Annotated in this window: 15 protein-coding genes; 10 read left to right on the forward strand and 5 right to left on the reverse strand. The window is 63.7% G+C overall.

The genetic code is table 11. From position 1 onward, the window contains the following. The first annotated feature begins 107 nt into the window (after positions 1-107). On the forward strand, positions 108-1,502 hold the full coding sequence (locus AB8717_RS07965; RefSeq protein ID WP_443750496.1) for an APC family permease: 1,395 nt from the start codon (positions 108-110) through the stop codon (positions 1,500-1,502). Beyond that, entirely contained in the window at positions 1,499-2,545 is a 1,047-nt protein-coding gene (locus AB8717_RS07970) for an aromatic ring-hydroxylating oxygenase subunit alpha (protein ID WP_443750497.1), read from the forward strand. The genes AB8717_RS07965 and AB8717_RS07970 overlap by 4 nt, the downstream gene beginning before the upstream one ends. A gap of 204 nt (positions 2,546-2,749) precedes the next feature. Here the strand turns inward: AB8717_RS07970 and AB8717_RS07975 are convergent, their stop codons facing one another. Beyond that, positions 2,750-3,220 (reverse strand): RidA family protein, encoded by a 471-nt coding sequence (locus AB8717_RS07975; protein WP_443750498.1) that lies wholly within the window; start codon positions 3,218-3,220, stop codon positions 2,750-2,752. 363 nt (positions 3,221-3,583) lie between these two features. On the opposite strand from AB8717_RS07975, the gene AB8717_RS07980 reads away from it, so the two are divergent. Beyond that, complete coding sequence (locus AB8717_RS07980; protein ID WP_192618530.1) at positions 3,584-3,952, forward strand: response regulator; 369 nt, start codon at positions 3,584-3,586, stop codon at positions 3,950-3,952. A gap of 6 nt (positions 3,953-3,958) precedes the next feature. Continuing rightward, complete coding sequence (locus AB8717_RS07985; RefSeq protein WP_443750499.1) at positions 3,959-5,326, forward strand: PleD family two-component system response regulator; 1,368 nt, start codon at positions 3,959-3,961, stop codon at positions 5,324-5,326. Here AB8717_RS07985 and AB8717_RS07990 read toward each other — a convergent pair. Both AB8717_RS07990 and rpmG read right to left on the reverse strand, forming a co-directional pair. Next, entirely contained in the window at positions 5,323-5,712 is a 390-nt protein-coding gene (locus AB8717_RS07990) for a DUF6678 family protein (protein WP_443750500.1), read from the reverse strand. The genes AB8717_RS07985 and AB8717_RS07990 overlap by 4 nt on opposite strands. Positions 5,713-5,855: 143 nt before the next feature. Further along, positions 5,856-6,023, reverse strand: coding sequence for a 50S ribosomal protein L33 (rpmG, locus tag AB8717_RS07995; RefSeq protein WP_004620056.1), 168 nt, complete (start codon positions 6,021-6,023; stop codon positions 5,856-5,858). A 205-nt stretch (positions 6,024-6,228) separates the two neighbouring features. Here rpmG and AB8717_RS08000 point away from each other — a divergent pair, with 205 nt between their 5' ends. Beyond that, positions 6,229-6,822, forward strand: a complete 594-nt coding sequence (locus tag AB8717_RS08000; RefSeq protein WP_443750501.1) for a hypothetical protein — start codon at positions 6,229-6,231, stop codon at positions 6,820-6,822. A 138-nt stretch (positions 6,823-6,960) separates the two neighbouring features. On the opposite strand, the gene rnr is transcribed toward AB8717_RS08000, so the two are convergent. After that, on the reverse strand, positions 6,961-9,297 hold the full coding sequence (rnr, locus tag AB8717_RS08005) for a ribonuclease R (RefSeq protein WP_443750502.1): 2,337 nt from the start codon (positions 9,295-9,297) through the stop codon (positions 6,961-6,963). 45 nt (positions 9,298-9,342) lie between these two features. After that, the gene (locus tag AB8717_RS08010; protein WP_443750503.1) at positions 9,343-10,248 is read right to left on the reverse strand and encodes a DMT family transporter; all 906 of its coding nucleotides are present in this window, start codon (positions 10,246-10,248) and stop codon (positions 9,343-9,345) included. A gap of 144 nt (positions 10,249-10,392) precedes the next feature. Here AB8717_RS08010 and AB8717_RS08015 point away from each other — a divergent pair, with 144 nt between their 5' ends. The 5 genes from AB8717_RS08015 (at position 10,393) to rlmJ (ending at position 15,359) form a co-directional block, all read left to right on the forward strand. Further along, the gene (locus AB8717_RS08015) at positions 10,393-11,289 is read left to right on the forward strand and encodes a DUF1003 domain-containing protein (protein WP_443750504.1); all 897 of its coding nucleotides are present in this window, start codon (positions 10,393-10,395) and stop codon (positions 11,287-11,289) included. Positions 11,290-11,775: 486 nt separating this feature from the next. Beyond that, a complete protein-coding gene (locus tag AB8717_RS08020; RefSeq protein WP_443750505.1) occupies positions 11,776-12,324 on the forward strand; it encodes a glycoside hydrolase family 11 protein in 549 nt (182 codons plus the stop codon). A 158-nt stretch (positions 12,325-12,482) separates the two neighbouring features. Continuing rightward, positions 12,483-14,162: an amino acid kinase family protein gene (locus AB8717_RS08025; RefSeq protein ID WP_443750506.1), complete on the forward strand. Its 1,680-nt coding sequence runs from the start codon at positions 12,483-12,485 to the stop codon at positions 14,160-14,162. Position 14,163: 1 nt separating this feature from the next. Next, positions 14,164-14,526 carry an MmcQ/YjbR family DNA-binding protein gene (locus AB8717_RS08030; RefSeq protein WP_443750507.1) on the forward strand — a complete coding sequence of 121 codons (363 nt, stop codon included), beginning with the start codon at positions 14,164-14,166 and terminating at the stop codon, positions 14,524-14,526. Then, positions 14,523-15,359, forward strand: a complete 837-nt coding sequence (rlmJ, locus tag AB8717_RS08035; RefSeq protein ID WP_443750508.1) for a 23S rRNA (adenine(2030)-N(6))-methyltransferase RlmJ — start codon at positions 14,523-14,525, stop codon at positions 15,357-15,359. The genes AB8717_RS08030 and rlmJ overlap by 4 nt, the downstream gene beginning before the upstream one ends. Positions 15,360-15,402: the final 43 nt, after the last annotated feature.

The raw sequence follows: 15,402 nt of genomic DNA on the forward strand, positions 1-15,402 counted from the left end.
GGCGACGCTAACACCCTTAACGGCGGGGCACAATCGGTCCAATTTTGACGGTGGCTTGACCGTTTCAAGAACCGGGCGCAGTCTCGTTCGTTTCCGGGGAGACGATAATGTCGGATACGCGCAAGATCGGCCTGTGGAGTCTCGTCTTCTACGCCTTCGCCATGAACCTGGCGATCCGCTGGCTGGCGACGGGGGCCGCGACGGGGGCGAAGTCCCTGCCCATCTGGCCGTTGGCCGGGCTGGTCTTCCTGCTGCCCTTGCTTACCGCCACGCTCGATCTTTCGGCGCGGTTCCCGGGCGAGGGCGCCATCTATGCCTGGACGCGTCACACCCAGGGACCGTTCGCCGGCTTCATGTGCGGCTGGCTCTACTGGGCCAGCAATGTTCCGTACTTCGCGGGACTGCTGATCTTCGTCAATTCGATGCTGGCCCAGGTGGCGGGCGGGGCGTTCGGTGCGTGGCTGGGCGGACCGTTGGGCGCCTTCGTCGCTTCGACCGTCATGATCCTGCTGGTCGGCTTCCTGCACAGCCGGGGGCTGGGCGCCGGCAAATGGATCCCGCTGGCGGGGGCGGCGGCGACCCTGGTCATCTACGCCGTCCTGGTCGGCTCGGGCCTGTGGTTGGGTGTGCAAGGCCATTCCGCCACCAACTTCGCGGCCGCCGACTATCGCCCGCCGCTCAATGCCGACGGGGCGATCCTTTGGTCGGCCATGGTCTTCGCCTATGGCGGCGCCGAAGGTGTGGCGCTGCTGCGCAATGCGGTCAAGGGCGGCATCAGGACCCTGCGCTCGGGCCTGATCATCCTCGGTATTACGTTGAGCTTCGCCTTTCTGCTAGGGACGGCCTGTATGCTGATGGTCATCCCGCAGGATCAGGCGTCGCGCCTGGCCGGCCTGCCGGATGCGCTCAAGGCCGCGGCCGGACGCATCCATGCCGCCCAGATCGCACCGTGGCTGGTGCTGGCCCTGGCACTCAGCCAGGCGGGCGCCGTCAGCGCCTGGTTCGGCGCCGCGGCGCGCCTGCCGTTCGCCGCGGGCCTCGATGCCGCCCTGCCGAAAGCGGTCGGCTATATGGACCCGAAGACCGGTGCGCCGGTGGCGGCCATATGGTTGCAGGTGGCGCTGGTCGTCCTGATGCTGGTGCTCAGCCAGTCCGGCACGACGGTCGCCAAGGCCTACGACTTTATCGTCGCCATGAGCGTCCTGTCCTATACCCTGCCATACCTCTTCATGTTCGCCGCCTACTGGAAGGCGCAGTCGCTGCCGGAACCCGAAGGCGGCACGGGCGTGGCCGGCGGGCCCCGCTTCGGGCGCTGGATGGCGGCCCTGGGCTTTGTCGGCGCCTTGAGCGCCATCCTGTGCAGCTTCGTGCCGACGCCCGACGCCACGCCCGGGGCACTGGGCGGCTGGATGGCGACGATAAAGCTGGCCGGCGCCGCCCTTGTGCTCATCGTGTCGGGTGGCGTCCTCTATTTCATTGCCAGGATGAGGAAGCCGTCATGAGCGCCGACAGCCTGAAGCCCAGATCGCCCGTCACCGCGCCGGCGCGCTGGTACAGCGACCCCGAACGCTGGGCGTTGGAAAAGACGGCGGTCTTTGCCGGTAACTGGCAGTTCCTGGGCCATGAAAGCGATCTGCCCGTGCCGGGGGCATGGCGCGCCGACGTGCTGGCGGGGTACCCCGTTATCATGGTGCGCGATATGGCGGGTGATATCCGCGCCTTCCATAATGTCTGCCGCCATCGCGCCGGCCCGCTCAATGTCGAGGAGACGGGCGTGTGCGACGGCCACCTGATCTGCCGCTACCACGGCTGGAAGTACGCGCTCGACGGGCGCCTGCGGCTGGCGCGGGACTTCGGACCAGCCGCCGATTTCGATCCGAGAGACTTCAGCCTGTTTCCGGTGCGCATCGCCGTGTGGCGCGGGCTGATCTTCGCCGCCATGGGGGAGGGGGCGCCCGATGTCGATGGGCTGCTCAAACCACTCGATGCGCGCCTCGGCAATGCCGACTGGTCGGGCCTGAAGGTCGGTTTGCGCCGGGCGCACACGCTGAATTGCAACTGGAAGACCTATGTCGAGAACTATCTCGAAGGCTATCATGTGCCGGACGTCCATCCCGGCCTGAACGCCGAGATTCGCGCCGAGAATTACCGTGTGACGGTTGATGGCCATGTGGTGCTGCACGACGCCCCGCCGCGCTCGCCCGACGCCGTCTATGACGGCCTGTGGGCGTGGCTGTGGCCCAATATCGGCGTCAATATCTATAGCGAAGGCCTGATGATCGAGCGCATGACGCCGGTGGGCCATGCGCGGACGCAACTCGACTATATCTATCTGACGCCGAATGGCGTGCCCGTGCCCGAGGCGACCCTGGCCATGTCCGATCAGGTCACTGCCGAGGACATCTGGATCGCCGAGCGCGTGCAGCAGAATCTCGATGCCGGAATCTACCAGACCGGCCGCCTGTCGCCGAAACACGAGGTCGCCGTCGCGGCCTTCCAGGAATGGGTGGCGTCTTCTTGCACCTCCCCGTCGCCCGAAGCGTAGCGAAGGGGGAGGGGGAGGGGGACCGCCCGGAGCGTTAGCGCAGGGGGGTGGTGGGGTTTCTTGCTTTCCTGGAAACACCGGGGGCGAAGCAAGCAAGAAACCCCACCACCACATCTCCTTCGCTATCGCTTTCGCGATAACTCAGTCGTGCGGTCCCCCTCCCCATTTTTCTGCGAAAAACGGGGAGGTACAAGAAAACGCGTTTTACCGGCGATCCGCCACTTCGATAAAGGCGTCGATCTCGACCGCGAAGCCGAGCGGAATCTTGTACATGCCCACCGCCGAGCGCGCATGGCGCCCGGCATCGCCCAGCACGGCGACCATCAGGTCCGAGCAGCCATTGATGACCTGCGGGATGTCGTAGAAGTCGGGGCCGGCCTGGACGAAGGCGTTGAGCTTGATCACGCGCACGACATTGTCGAGGTCGCCGCCGGCCGCCGCCTTCATCTGCGCCAGCAGGTTCAGACCGCACAGGCGCGCGGCTTCGACGCCTTCATCAACGGTCACGTCGACGCCCAGCGTGCCCTTGATGCGGCCCGTGCCGTCGTTCGACAGCTGGCCGGAGATATGGGCGTGGTTGCCGGTGCGCACGAACGGCACATAGTTGGCGACCGGCGCGGTCGGCGTCGGCAGGACCAGGCCCAGGGCTTTGAGACGCTCTTCGCTTTTCGACATGATGGCTTCCTGAATTGAAGGTGGGAATGCCGCCTTATAGCCCATCTTCAGGGTTAGAAAAGCCACCCGTTTTCGCGACTCGGGGACTCCTTTCGCGAGAGCGTAAAGGAGTCCCTAACGGACGCGAAAAAGCCTTATATACTAACGTTTTGCTAAGGTTTTGCGGCCGCGATTTTTACCTCTTGTTATCTTCCTTTTCACCTCACCTTAAGACTACCCCTGTAGAAGTTTTGACCACAAGGCGGCGAATCCGGGTCAAGGCCCGATTCGACAAGACATCAGGCCCTGTGCCGGTCCGGAAACGGGCAGGCATGGCGCAATCAAGGTGAAGGCACTATGTTTTCGGGGCCAAAGGTTGTCGATATGACCAACAAGAAAGTCCTCATCGTCGAGGACAACGAACTGAATATGAAGCTGTTCCATGACCTGCTCGATGCGCAGGGCTATGAGACGCTTCAGACCGGTGAAGGTCTGTCGGCCCTGACGCTTGCCCGCCAGCATCGTCCGGACCTGATCCTGATGGATATCCAGCTGCCCGAAATCTCCGGCCTCGAAGTCACCAAGTGGCTGAAAGAGGACGATGAACTGTCGCACATTCCCGTGGTCGCCGTGACGGCGTTCGCCATGAAGGGCGACGAAGAGCGCATTCGCGACGGTGGTTGCGAAGCCTATATTTCCAAGCCGATCTCGGTGACGCACTTCCTCGAAACGGTTCGCCGCTATCTCGGGTAAGGCCTAATGACCGCGCGCGTTCTTATCGTCGACGACATCCCGGCCAATGTGCGCCTGCTCCAGGCCAAGCTCGAGGCCGACTATTACGACGTCATCACTGCCGGCAACGGCCAGGCGGGGATCGAGACCGCCATCGAGGAACAGCCGGACATCATCCTGCTGGATGTCATGATGCCGGGCGTCGACGGCTACGAAGTCTGCCGCCAGCTCAAGCACCATCCCGAAACTCGCCACATCCCGATCATCCTTCTGACCGCGCTCGACGGCCGCGAAGACCGTTTGTCGGGGCTGGAAGCGGGCGCCGACGACTTCCTGACCAAGCCGGTCGACGACATCATCCTGATGGCGCGCCTGAAAGCCCTGGTGCGGCTCAAGCAGATGGTCGACGACTTAAGGCAACGCGAAGCGTCGTCGCGCCGCGCCGGCCTGTCCGGCGAAGACCTCTATAACCGCCAGATTTCCGCCACCGGCAATGTGCTTATCCTCGACGACAATGAGCGCCAGGGCGAGCGGCTGATGCTGCAACTGGGCCACGATCACCGCTGCGCCTATGTCACCGATCCGGCCGAAGGCCTGCGCATTGCCGCCGGCCGCGTCGACCTGGTGGTGCTGAACATGACGGCCAAGGCCTTCGATCCGCTGCGCTGGGTGGCGCAGTTGCGTTCATCGGAGCCGACGCGCCACCGGCCGGTGCTCGGCATCTACAATCCCGACGACCGCAAGGCCTTGCTCAAGGCGCTCGATCTCGGCGTCAACGACGTGGCGCCCAAGCCCCTCGACATGCAGGAGCTGCTGGCGCGCGCCAAGACGCAGATACGCCGCAAGCGCTACAGCGACTTCCTGCGCGATTCGCTCGACCGCAGCCTGGAAATGGCCGTGACCGACGGCCTGACGGGCCTGAACAACCGGCGTTTTCTCGATCACCAGCTCAGTCTGGCCCTGTCGCGGCATAACCGCGGCGGCCAGCCCTGTTCGGTGCTGCTGCTCGATATCGACTTCTTCAAGCGCGTCAACGACACCTATGGTCACGACGCCGGCGACGAGGTCATCAAGGAATTTGCCCGGCGGTTGAGCCTCAATGTTCGCGCCATCGACCTGCCGTGCCGATTCGGCGGCGAGGAATTCGTGGTGCTGATGCCGGAGACCGAAAGCGTCGATGCCGGCCATATCGCCGAGCGTGTGCGCCAGCAGGTGGCCGATGCGCCGTTCATCCTGTCCGATGGCCGTCAGCTCAATGTCACCGTGTCGGTAGGCGTGGCGACCTCACAAGGCCTGGGCGATTCGCCGGAAAGCCTGCTCAAGCGCGCGGACGAGGGCGTCTACGAGGCCAAGTCCTCGGGCCGCAACCGCGTGGTCATCAAGGCCGCGGCTTAAGGGCGATCGACTTTCAGCCGACCGGTATCGTCTATATAGCCGAAGACCTTCACCCCGAATTCCGAGGACTCGTAAGGAAGCGAAAGCCGGGCCAGTGCAGTCATCACGGCTTCGGCTGCATCGTGCTTGAATCTGATTTCAGTCCATTCGATATCGTTGTAGCCGCCAAGACGGAAGTGATAGAACCAGTCTGTGTCCCAATCGGAGATGTAGCTACGGCCCAAGGCCTTGCACCGCCAGGGAATCACCGCGTCCAGCGCGTGCATGGCGTGGCGCAGTTCTTCCCATTTGGTGTTGTTCATGACCGAATGAAGGTGCGAAGCGTCTTCCGCATCGTTGCCGGTCCACTCCCACCTATGTCCGTCGTATTCGTATGGTTCGCTCATTCGTCATCACCTGCGTAAGGGCCTGAAGAGCAGACGCGAAAAAGCCGCGCCGAGTATTTGGGGGACTCAAAGGCGCGGCTTCCGTACGTCTGTGAGCGAGGGGGGGGGATGCTCACAGACCGTCTTGATGCGAGGAGAAGATCCTACTTGATCTTGCCTTCGCGGAATTCGACGTGCTTGCGCACGACCGGATCGTACTTCTTCAGGACCATCTTTTCGGTCTTGGTGCGGGCGTTCTTCTTGGTGACGTAGAAGAAGCCGGTGTCAGCCGTCGAGTTCAGACGGATCTTGATCGAAGCTGGCTTAGCCATGACGGAGTGTCCCTAACAAAATGCGATGCGGCGCGCAGGGTCCCCCGCGCGTTGAATTGAGAGGCGCGGAAAATACTCACCGACGCAGCGAAGTCAATGGCCAATCCGGGCCAAAGCGCGATTTTTTGTGTCGGGCGACGAATATGGGGTCGTCTTGCTGACGCAATCCTTGAATAACGTTCCGGCAACGCGAAAGGAAGTGGCGATGAAGCGCTGGGCAACACTGGCATTTGTATTGGCGATTGCGGCAGGGCCGGTGACGGCGCAAACGACACCCGCGACGGAGCCTGCGGCGCCACCGGCTGCTGACGACGCGCCGCCCAGGCTCTACCAGGCCGACAAGGCGATCGCCGTCAAGGCGCCGACCGGCGAAACGCGGTCCGTCCAGACCGATCCCTTAAGCAGCGTGCGCAAGATCGGCGTGACCCTGTCCTTCGACTGTTCGGAAGCGACCTGTTCCGATTCGAGCTACGAACTGGCTGTCAAAGGCGCGGACGGGCAATCCGTCGTGTTCGACGTGACAGGGCAGGGCGGCAAGCTGATCGGCCGCGTGGCGCGGTCTGACGGCGCCGGCAACCAGGCGCTGGTCGGCACGCCGAAGCCCGGCGAGACCTACGACCTGCGTATTTCGTGGAGCAATGGCAATCGGGTGACGTTCGATTTGTACCGCCACGACGGATCGGGCCGTGACCTGATGGAAAGCCACGATGTGCAGCTGTCGGCGCCGGTCGATACCCTGTCGATGCGCGTTACCAGCGGCGAACTGCAGATCAGCAGGCAGGTTTATACGTTCAGGTAGGCGCGGGTGGAAAGATACCCCTCCACCACTTCGTGGTCCCCCTCCCCACGCTTCGCGTAGGGAGGAGAAACGTGCACGAACTCTCCTCCCCATCTTGATGGGGAGGGGGACCGCGAAGCGGTGGAGGGGTATCTTCTTCTACCGCCGCGTCTTCTTCGACTTGACGTTCTTGACGCCATGACCCGGGCCACCGGGTTTCTTGCCGGGGCGGCCGCGCTCTGGTCCCTTGCCGGTCCGCGCCCGCACGCCCAGACGGGGACGCGGTGCCGACGGATCGGCCTTTTCCGGAATGCTCAGCATTTTGAAGACCAGCCCGCCGGTGATCGGCATGGCCTCTGCCAGCTCGACCTCGACCTTGGTCCCCAGCCGCCAGCGCGTGCCCGACCGTTCGCCGATCAAGGCGTGCTGGACGTCGTCGTGGATATAATAGTCATCGCGTAGGCTCGACACCGGCACGATGCCGTCGGCGCCGGTGTCGTCCAGCTTCACGAACAGCCCGAAGCGCGTGACGCCGGTGATGCGGCCGTGGAAACTGGCGCCGACCTTGTCGTGCAGATAGGCGGCGATATAGCGCTCGATGGCCTCGCGTTCGGCCTGCATCGAGCGGCGCTCGGTGGCCGTAATGTGCTCAGCCGTATCCGACAGCGTCTTGATTTCGTAGTCCGTCAGGCCGTCGTCGCCCAGCTTCAGCGCACGGATCAGCGCCCGGTGCACGACCAGGTCGGCATAGCGGCGGATCGGCGAGGTGAAGTGCGCGTAGCGGTCGAGATTGAGCCCGAAGTGGCCGTAGTTTTCGGAACTGTAGTGGGCCTGCATCTGGGTGCGCAGGACGACCTCGTTGATGATTTCGGCGTTCGGGCCGTCCTTCTGCGCGTCCAGCAGGGCGTTGAAACGCTCGGTGCGCGGCGGCTCGCCCTTGTTCCATGGCAGGCCGAGCGTCCCCAGGAAGTCCGCCAGGTTCTGCACCTTTTCCAGGCTGGGGGCCTCGTGGACGCGGTAGATCAGCGGAGTCTTGTGTTTTTCCAGCGTCTCGGCGGCCGAGACGTTGGCCTGGATCATCATCTCTTCGATCAGTTGATGCGCTTCCAGGCTGATGCGGGGCTCGATCCTGGTGACGTTGCCGTCCTTGTCGAGATGGACGCGGCGTTCGGGCGAATTGATGTGCAGGGGCTGGCGGGCATTGCGGCCGCGCGTAAGACAGGCGTGCGCCGCCCACAGGGGCTTCAGCAAAGAGTCCAGGATCGGCTGCGTTTTGTCGTCCGGATTGCCGTCGATCGCCGATTGCGCCTGTTCGTACGACAGCTTGGCGGCCGAACGCATCAGGCCGCGCACGAAGGTATGGCTCTTCTTGATGCCGTGGGCGTCGAAGACCATGCGCACGGCCATGGTGGCGCGGTTCTCGCCTTCCTGGAGGCTGCACAGGCCAGACGAGAGGACATGCGGCAGCATGGGCTCGACGCGGTCGGGGAAGTAGGTCGAATTGCCCTTGTCGCGCGCGTCGCGGTCGAGCGACGAGCCCGAGGTGACGTAGTGCGCGACGTCGGCGATGGCGACCCAGACGACATGGCCGCCCGGATTGTCCGGTGCGTCGTCGGCATGGGCGTAGACGGCGTCGTCGTGGTCCTTGGCGTCTACGGGATCGATCGTGACGAAGGGCAGGTCGCGCAGGTCGGTGCGGCTGCCGAGCGCGGGCGCTTTCGCCGCCTTGGCTTCGGCCTCGGTCGAGGTCTGGAAGCCGGTTTGCAGACCATGGCTGTGGATTGCCATGATCGAGGCGATCCTGGGGCTGTCCTCGCGGCCGACGACTTCGACCAGCTTTGCCGGCTTCGGGCCATAGCGGTGCGTGCCGCCGCCGACCGGCGAGGCCAATACGACGTCGCCGTCGCTCAGCGCATCAAGGCCCGGACCGGTGAGGGCGAAGCTGTCCTTTTCCTTGCGGTTGACGCTTTCCAGGCGGATTTCGCCGCGCTTGCCCTTACGCACCACGCCGACCAGACGCGGGGCGCCCTGGTCGAGGATCTTGATCAGGTGGGCGACCCAGCCGTCCGAGGTCGATTCGAAGCGGACATAGATGCGGTCGCCGATTTTGGGCGGCGTCTGGGCCAGGGATTTCTTCAGCGGCGCCAGACGCGCCAACGGGGCTTTTTTGGGTTCGCGGTCGCGGCCTGTCGAAGGCGCGCCCCACTGGCACCACAGTTCGCCGTCGACATCGGTTTCGGTAACTTCGGCCACACCGGTCTCGGGCAGGCTCATCAGCGGGGCGAAGGATTTGCGGCCGCGCTTGTCGAGCTTGCCGGCCTCGGCCAGGGCTTTCAGGCGCTGGCGCAGCAGGCGCCGGTCCTCGCCCTTCAACCCCCACATCCGCGCTAGATCGGACAGGTCCAGTTCGCGCTGCGACTGGAGCGCTTTCAAAAGGGTTTCATCGTCCGGCAGGCCGGCGGGGAGTCTTGTCTTTTCGACTTTTGGTTTCTTCATTCCGCCCCGTGTACAGGTTTTGCGGGACTTTTCCTAGTAACGAAACTATGTGGCCGCCCGCGCGCGGCTCCATTCCGCCAGGACGATGCCGGCGCAGACGAGGCTCAGCGCCACGATGTGGAAGCCGTGCAGCGGTGCGCGCAAGAGCACGACCGACAGGCCGACGCCGAAGATCGGCAAAAGGTTGATGAACAGGCCGGCGCGGTTGGCGCCGATCAGCTCGATGCCGGCGATATAGGTGGCCGACGCCACCAGCGCGACCAGGACCGACGCATAGGCCACCACACCCCAGCCCGTGGCGTCGGGCAGGCCGAACGGACGCGTGAAATGCTGCCAGGCCAGGAAGGGCAGGCAGGTGAGGGCGGCGCCGACACAGGGAACGGCCAGCAGACTTTGCCAGTGCAGCGCCGGCTTCCATTTCAGCGCCACCGTGTAACCCGAATAGACGACGACCGACAGCAGCATCAGCGCGTCGCCCATATTGAGCTGCAGCTTCATCAGTTGCGCCGGGTCGCCATGCACGGCAGTGATCAGCACGCCGGCAAAGGTCAGCCCGAAGCCCAGGAGTTGCGCGATCGTGGCGCGCGTGCGGAACAGGAGGTAGTTGCCGATGAAGATGGCAAACGGCATGCCCGCCTGCTCGATCATGACATTGATGACGCTGGTCCTGGTCAGGGCCGTGTAGAGCAGGATGTTGAAGATGGCGAAGCCCGACGCGCCGAACCCCAGCAGGATCGGCCAGCTTTGGCGGATAACGGGCCAGTCGGCGCGAAGGCGCTTCCACGACACGGCCACGATCAGGACGGCGGCAATCGACCAGCGCAAGGTGGTCAGAAGCACCGGATCGATATGGCCTGAGCCGATCTTGCCCGCGACGCTGTTGCCGGCCCACAGGAAGGTGGTGACGACGAGGAAGGCGTAGGCGCGCAAGGTATCGGAGCGGGACGGCATGTCTTTCCTTGCCCGTGAAACCGGCCACGGGCAAGGCCGCGTGACCTCAAAACCGCCACGGATACACTTTATCGTCGCGAGCGGTAGCAATCGTCATGAAACCGGTGTAGGGCGCGCTTGCATGATCCGGGACAGGAGGGCGCCGTGGATACGCTCGAAAAGATCGTCGATTTCGATGCCGATGGCGGCGAGGCCGCAACCGTCGACATGGGCGCCTATAGCGAAAGCCTGAATCAGGCCACGGCCAAATCGGTCAAGCTGGTCGACGCCATCAGCGGCGCGCCGCTGAAGAAGAAAGACGCCGTGCGCCTTGACGACCTGCGGCCGGCCCTGCTCGACTATATCCTGGCGCAGCACCCGCATCTCAAGATGGATGACTATATCGCGCGCAAGGGGCTGGACGACTTCCGCGGCCTGTACGTCTCGGAGCTTTTGAACAACGAGCGCGGCGAGCTGTCGAACCTCGAGGACGAGGTGGTCGAAAGCCTGAAGACGCACGACACCCTGGCCGAAAACATCGAAGAGGACTACGAGGACCACCGTTCGCTGGGCGACCGCGTCGCCGACGGCGTGGCGTCGTTCGGCGGAAGCTGGACCTTCATCATCTCCTTCTGCCTGTTCCTGGCGGTGTGGATGGGAATCAATCTTGTGATGGGCGAGAGGAAGGCCTTCGACGCCTATCCCTTCATCCTGCTCAACCTGATTCTGTCGACCATCGCCGCGCTGCAGGCGCCCATCATCATGATGAGCCAGCGCCGGACGGAAGCCAAGGACCGCCTGCGCGCGCACAACGACTACAAGGTCAACCTCAAGGCCGAACTGGAAATCCGCCACCTGCATGAAAAGGTCGACCACCTGCTGAACCGCCAGTGGGAGCGCCTGACCGAAATCCAGCAGATCCAGATCGAAATGATGCTGGAGCAGGCCAAGGCCGGCAACCGCGTCGTCAAGGTGCGCAAGATCATCAAGCGCAAGCCGAAGAAGCCCAAGGCTCCGGCCAATGAGACCGTAACCTTGCCGGACGAGGGCGGTGCGGCATAAGCCGGCGCTCGACGCGGATTTCAAGCGGAAAATCTGACAATTGGTCTTCCAGCCGTCGCCCCCGGGGCCGCGGCCGCGGCCTTGCGTCCGGCGGATGTCCAGCAATTATTATTTCGTGTTAATTCGTCGCACAAATAATACAGCTTATGGAATCTTTATATTGCTGCGCCGCAAATACTGAAAATACGGATACATAGGACGGGTATAAGTTTGCTTGACGGTTGCTTTTCGCCGTGCAAGCTGTGCGCGCCGCCGAAAGTACGGCGTTATATCAGTACACCGGCGGAATACCCGAAAAAGGAAAGGCAGCCTCAGCGCTGCCAAAGCACAGTGGAGCTAAACATGAATTTTAAACGTCTGCTTATGGTAGCGGTAACACGAGTGGTTCCCGCGGTTCTGGCCATGACGCTCGCGGGGGCGGGCGCGTCGCATGCGCAAAGCGTCTGCTCGAACGGGACAGGAACCAATAACGGTTTTTATTATCAAATGTATCTGAGCTCCGGCACGGCGTGCATGACGCTCGGCAGCGCCGGTCAATACAGTACCACCTGGAGCCTGGGCTCCAGCGGCAACATGGTCGCCGGCAAGGGCTGGTCGACGGGCTCGACGTCGCGCAAGATCGGCTATAATGCCGGCGTGTTCAACGGCGGTTCGAACGGCTATCTGTCGCTCTATGGCTGGTCGACCAACCCGCTGGTCGAATACTACGTCGTCGAAGACCATGGCGGCTTCACGCCTCCGGGCAGCGGCGCCACCTTCATGGGCACGGTCAGCAGCGACGGCGGCACCTACAACATCTACCGCACGCAGCGCGTCAATGCGCCGTCGATCATCGGCAACGCGACCTTTTACCAGTTCTGGAGCGTGCGGACGTCGAACAACTCGACCGGCACCAACCACGTCATCACCTTTGCCAACCATGTCGCGGCCTGGAAGAGCCATGGCATGAATCTGGGCACCATGAACTACCAGATCATGGCGACCGAAGGCTATGGCTCGACCGGCAGCTCGAACCTGACGGTGTGGCAGCAGTAAGCGCGTAGGGGAGGGGAGGGGCTCAACGCTCCTCCCCATCGTCAGGGATGGGGAGGAGAAGCGGAGCGCGACGAACGCCAATCCACTTTTCGCTTGGCCTTTGCCTGAAAGTCTTATAGCGACCGGACCCAAATCGGATTTCGTACCCGTGGGGTCTCATGTCTACGCTTGTTCTCAAATTCGGCGGTTCGGTGCTGACCTCGGAAAGCGCGCTTCAGCGCGCCGTGTCGGAAGTCTACCGCCATGTCCGCGACGCCCATAAGGTCATCGCGGTGGTGTCGGCCTTCAAGGGCCAGACCGACCAGCTGCTGCGCCTGGCGGGCGCCTATACCCAGGCCTCGACATCCTCGGCCACGCCGCACCTGCTGGCGACCGGCGAGATGCGCGCCGCGACCCTGTTCGCCATGGCGTGCGAACGTTCGGGCATCGTCACGCGCTTCCGCTCGGCCTACGAAATCGGCCTGACCGCCGACGGCGAACACCTCAACGCCAACCCGACCGGCGTAAAGCCCGAGGTCCTGCAAAACGATCTGCAAGGCGTCGATCTCGTCGTCGTGCCGGGCTATGTCGCCGAAAACGCGGCAGGTGAGCCCGTGCTGCTCGGCCGCGGCGGTTCGGACCTGACCGCTGTCTATATCGCCGGCGCGCTGAACATCCCCGTGCGCCTGATCAAGGATGTCGACGCCGTCTACGACGCCGACCCGGCGACCGTCGGTGAATCGGCCAAGCCCTACGAGGCTTTGTCGTGGGCCGAGGCGACGAAGATCGCCTTCCCGGTGGTGCAGTCCAAGGCCATGCGCTATGCCGCCGACAAGGGCATGACCGTCGAGGTCGCCGCCCTGACGAAAGGCTACGAAACCGTCCTGGGCGCCGAGACGAAACTTCGCAAGACTCCGACGCTCAAGCGCCGCATCCGCATCGCCGTCATGGGCGCTGGCGGCGTCGGTTCCAAATTTCTGGAACGATGCGTCGAGTGGTCCGACCTGATCGAGGTCGACCGCATCCTGGTGCGTGACGCGTCGAAACGCCGCGACCATCCCCTGGCGGCCCTGTTCACCTCGGACGCCCGCAGCTTCGTACGTCCCGACGTCGATGTCTTCGTCGATATCGGCACGGGCGTGTCGCCGTCGCTGGAACTGCTGGAAGGCTTCCTCAAGGCCGGCGTCAGCGTCACCTCGGCCAACAAGCAGGCCGTGGCGGCGGCGGGCGAACGCCTGCGCGAAGCGGCCAGGGCGTCGGGCGCCATGCTGACCTATTCGGCCAGCGTCGGCGGCGGCGCGCCGGTAATCGAAGCGCTGAAGCGCGCGGTCAAATATAACAGGATCAAGGGTTTCAGCGGCGTGCTCAACGGCACGTCCAATTTCGTCATCGACCAGGTGGAATCGGGCAAGACCTTCGACGCCGCCATGGACGAGGCGCGCCGTCTGGGTTTCGCAGAACCGGACTCGACGGCCGATCTCGACGGCACCGATGTCGGCGCCAAGTTGAAGCTGCTGCGTGACATCGCCTTCCCGGGCGAGACGCCCAAGCATATAGAAGTCGGCCAGATCACCGAAGACTCTCTGGTCATTCCCGAAGGCAAGGGCCTGCGCTATGTGGCGCGCTGCTACCGTACCGACAACGGCCTAGAAGCTTCCATGAAACTGGAAGTTTTGGATGCCAACCACTATCTGGTGGGCGCGCGCGGCGAACAGAACCGGGCGATCATCGAGCTGGAAAACGGCGAGACCTGGTACGTCACGGGCAAGGGCGCGGGCGCGTGGCCGACCTCGGAAGCGCTGCTGGCCGACGTGTTGCAGATCGCGCGCGAGCAAAAACTGAAACCCGACCTGGCCTGAAATGGATAAGGATCGCTTCAACGCCTTCTGCAAGAGGTTGCCCGCCAGCACCCACGTGGTGCAATGGGGCGACCACGATGTGTGGAAGGTGGGCGGCAAGGTCTATGTTATCGCCGGCAGCCAGGAAGACGGGCATTTCGCAGCCAGCTTCAAGGTGTCGGAAATGGGCTGGGAGGTCCTGCGCGACCATCCTGACTGCCGTCCGGCGCCGTACCTCGCGTCGCGTGGACTGAAGTGGATCCAGTATTATCGCGGCGATACGCTGGGCGACGATGAACTGCTCGACTTCGTCCGCGACGCGCACGGTATTGTCGCATCGGGCCTGTCGAAGAAGAAACAGAGAGAACTGGGGCTGCTGCCGTGAACTATCGCCACGGCTATCATGCCGGCAACTTCGCCGACCTGGCCAAGCACGCGGCCTTGCTGGTGCTGCTGAGGCTCCTGCGTGAAGGCCAAAAATCCCTGCGCGTGGTCGACACGCATGCCGGGGCAGGAGCCTATGACCTGTCCGACCCGGACTTCGCGCGCTCGAAGGAGGCCGAGGCCGGTATCAAGCACCTGCTTAGCCACAATGTGCCGGATAACCTCAGGCCCCTGGCTGACTACGTCCGGGCCAAGAACGCTGCGGTGGGCTTTCATACCCGCGTCGGTCTCTATCCCGGCTCGCCGGTCCTGACCCTCGACCACCTGCGCGCCGACGACGACTATATCGGCTGCGAACTGCGGCCCGACGACTATGGTCTGTTGCGGGCCAGGGTCGAGCCGCGCGGCCACGCCATCCAGGCCGACGGCTACGCCATAGCTACCGAGGTCGCGAAGGACAGCGACGATCACGACCTGCTGTATCTGATCGATCCGCCGTTCGAACTGCCGGGCGACTATGCGGCGATCGTCACGACGCTGGCCGAGGTGCTCGACCTCAGGCCGGATGCCCGTGCCCTGGTCTGGCTGCCGGTCAAGGATCTTGAGACGCTCGATTCCTTCCTGCGCCATATGGAGCGCGATCTCGAAGGCGCCGACATCGTGGCCGCCGAAGTGCGTCTGCGCCCCTTGTGGAACCCGATGAAGATGAACGGCTGCGCCCTGGTGGCCGTCAACGCGCCCGAAGGCTTTGCGCAGACACTGGAAGCCATTGCCGGCGACGTCGTCGCCGTCTTCGGCGAAGCGGGCGGCGTGGCCAAGGTGCAGCGCCTTTAATCACAATCCGCGTGAGGCTCATCTCCCGGTTTGGACTGTGTCC

This window comes from Asticcacaulis solisilvae, from assembly GCF_052327315.1.
Classification (GTDB): domain Bacteria; phylum Pseudomonadota; class Alphaproteobacteria; order Caulobacterales; family Caulobacteraceae; genus Asticcacaulis; species Asticcacaulis solisilvae_B.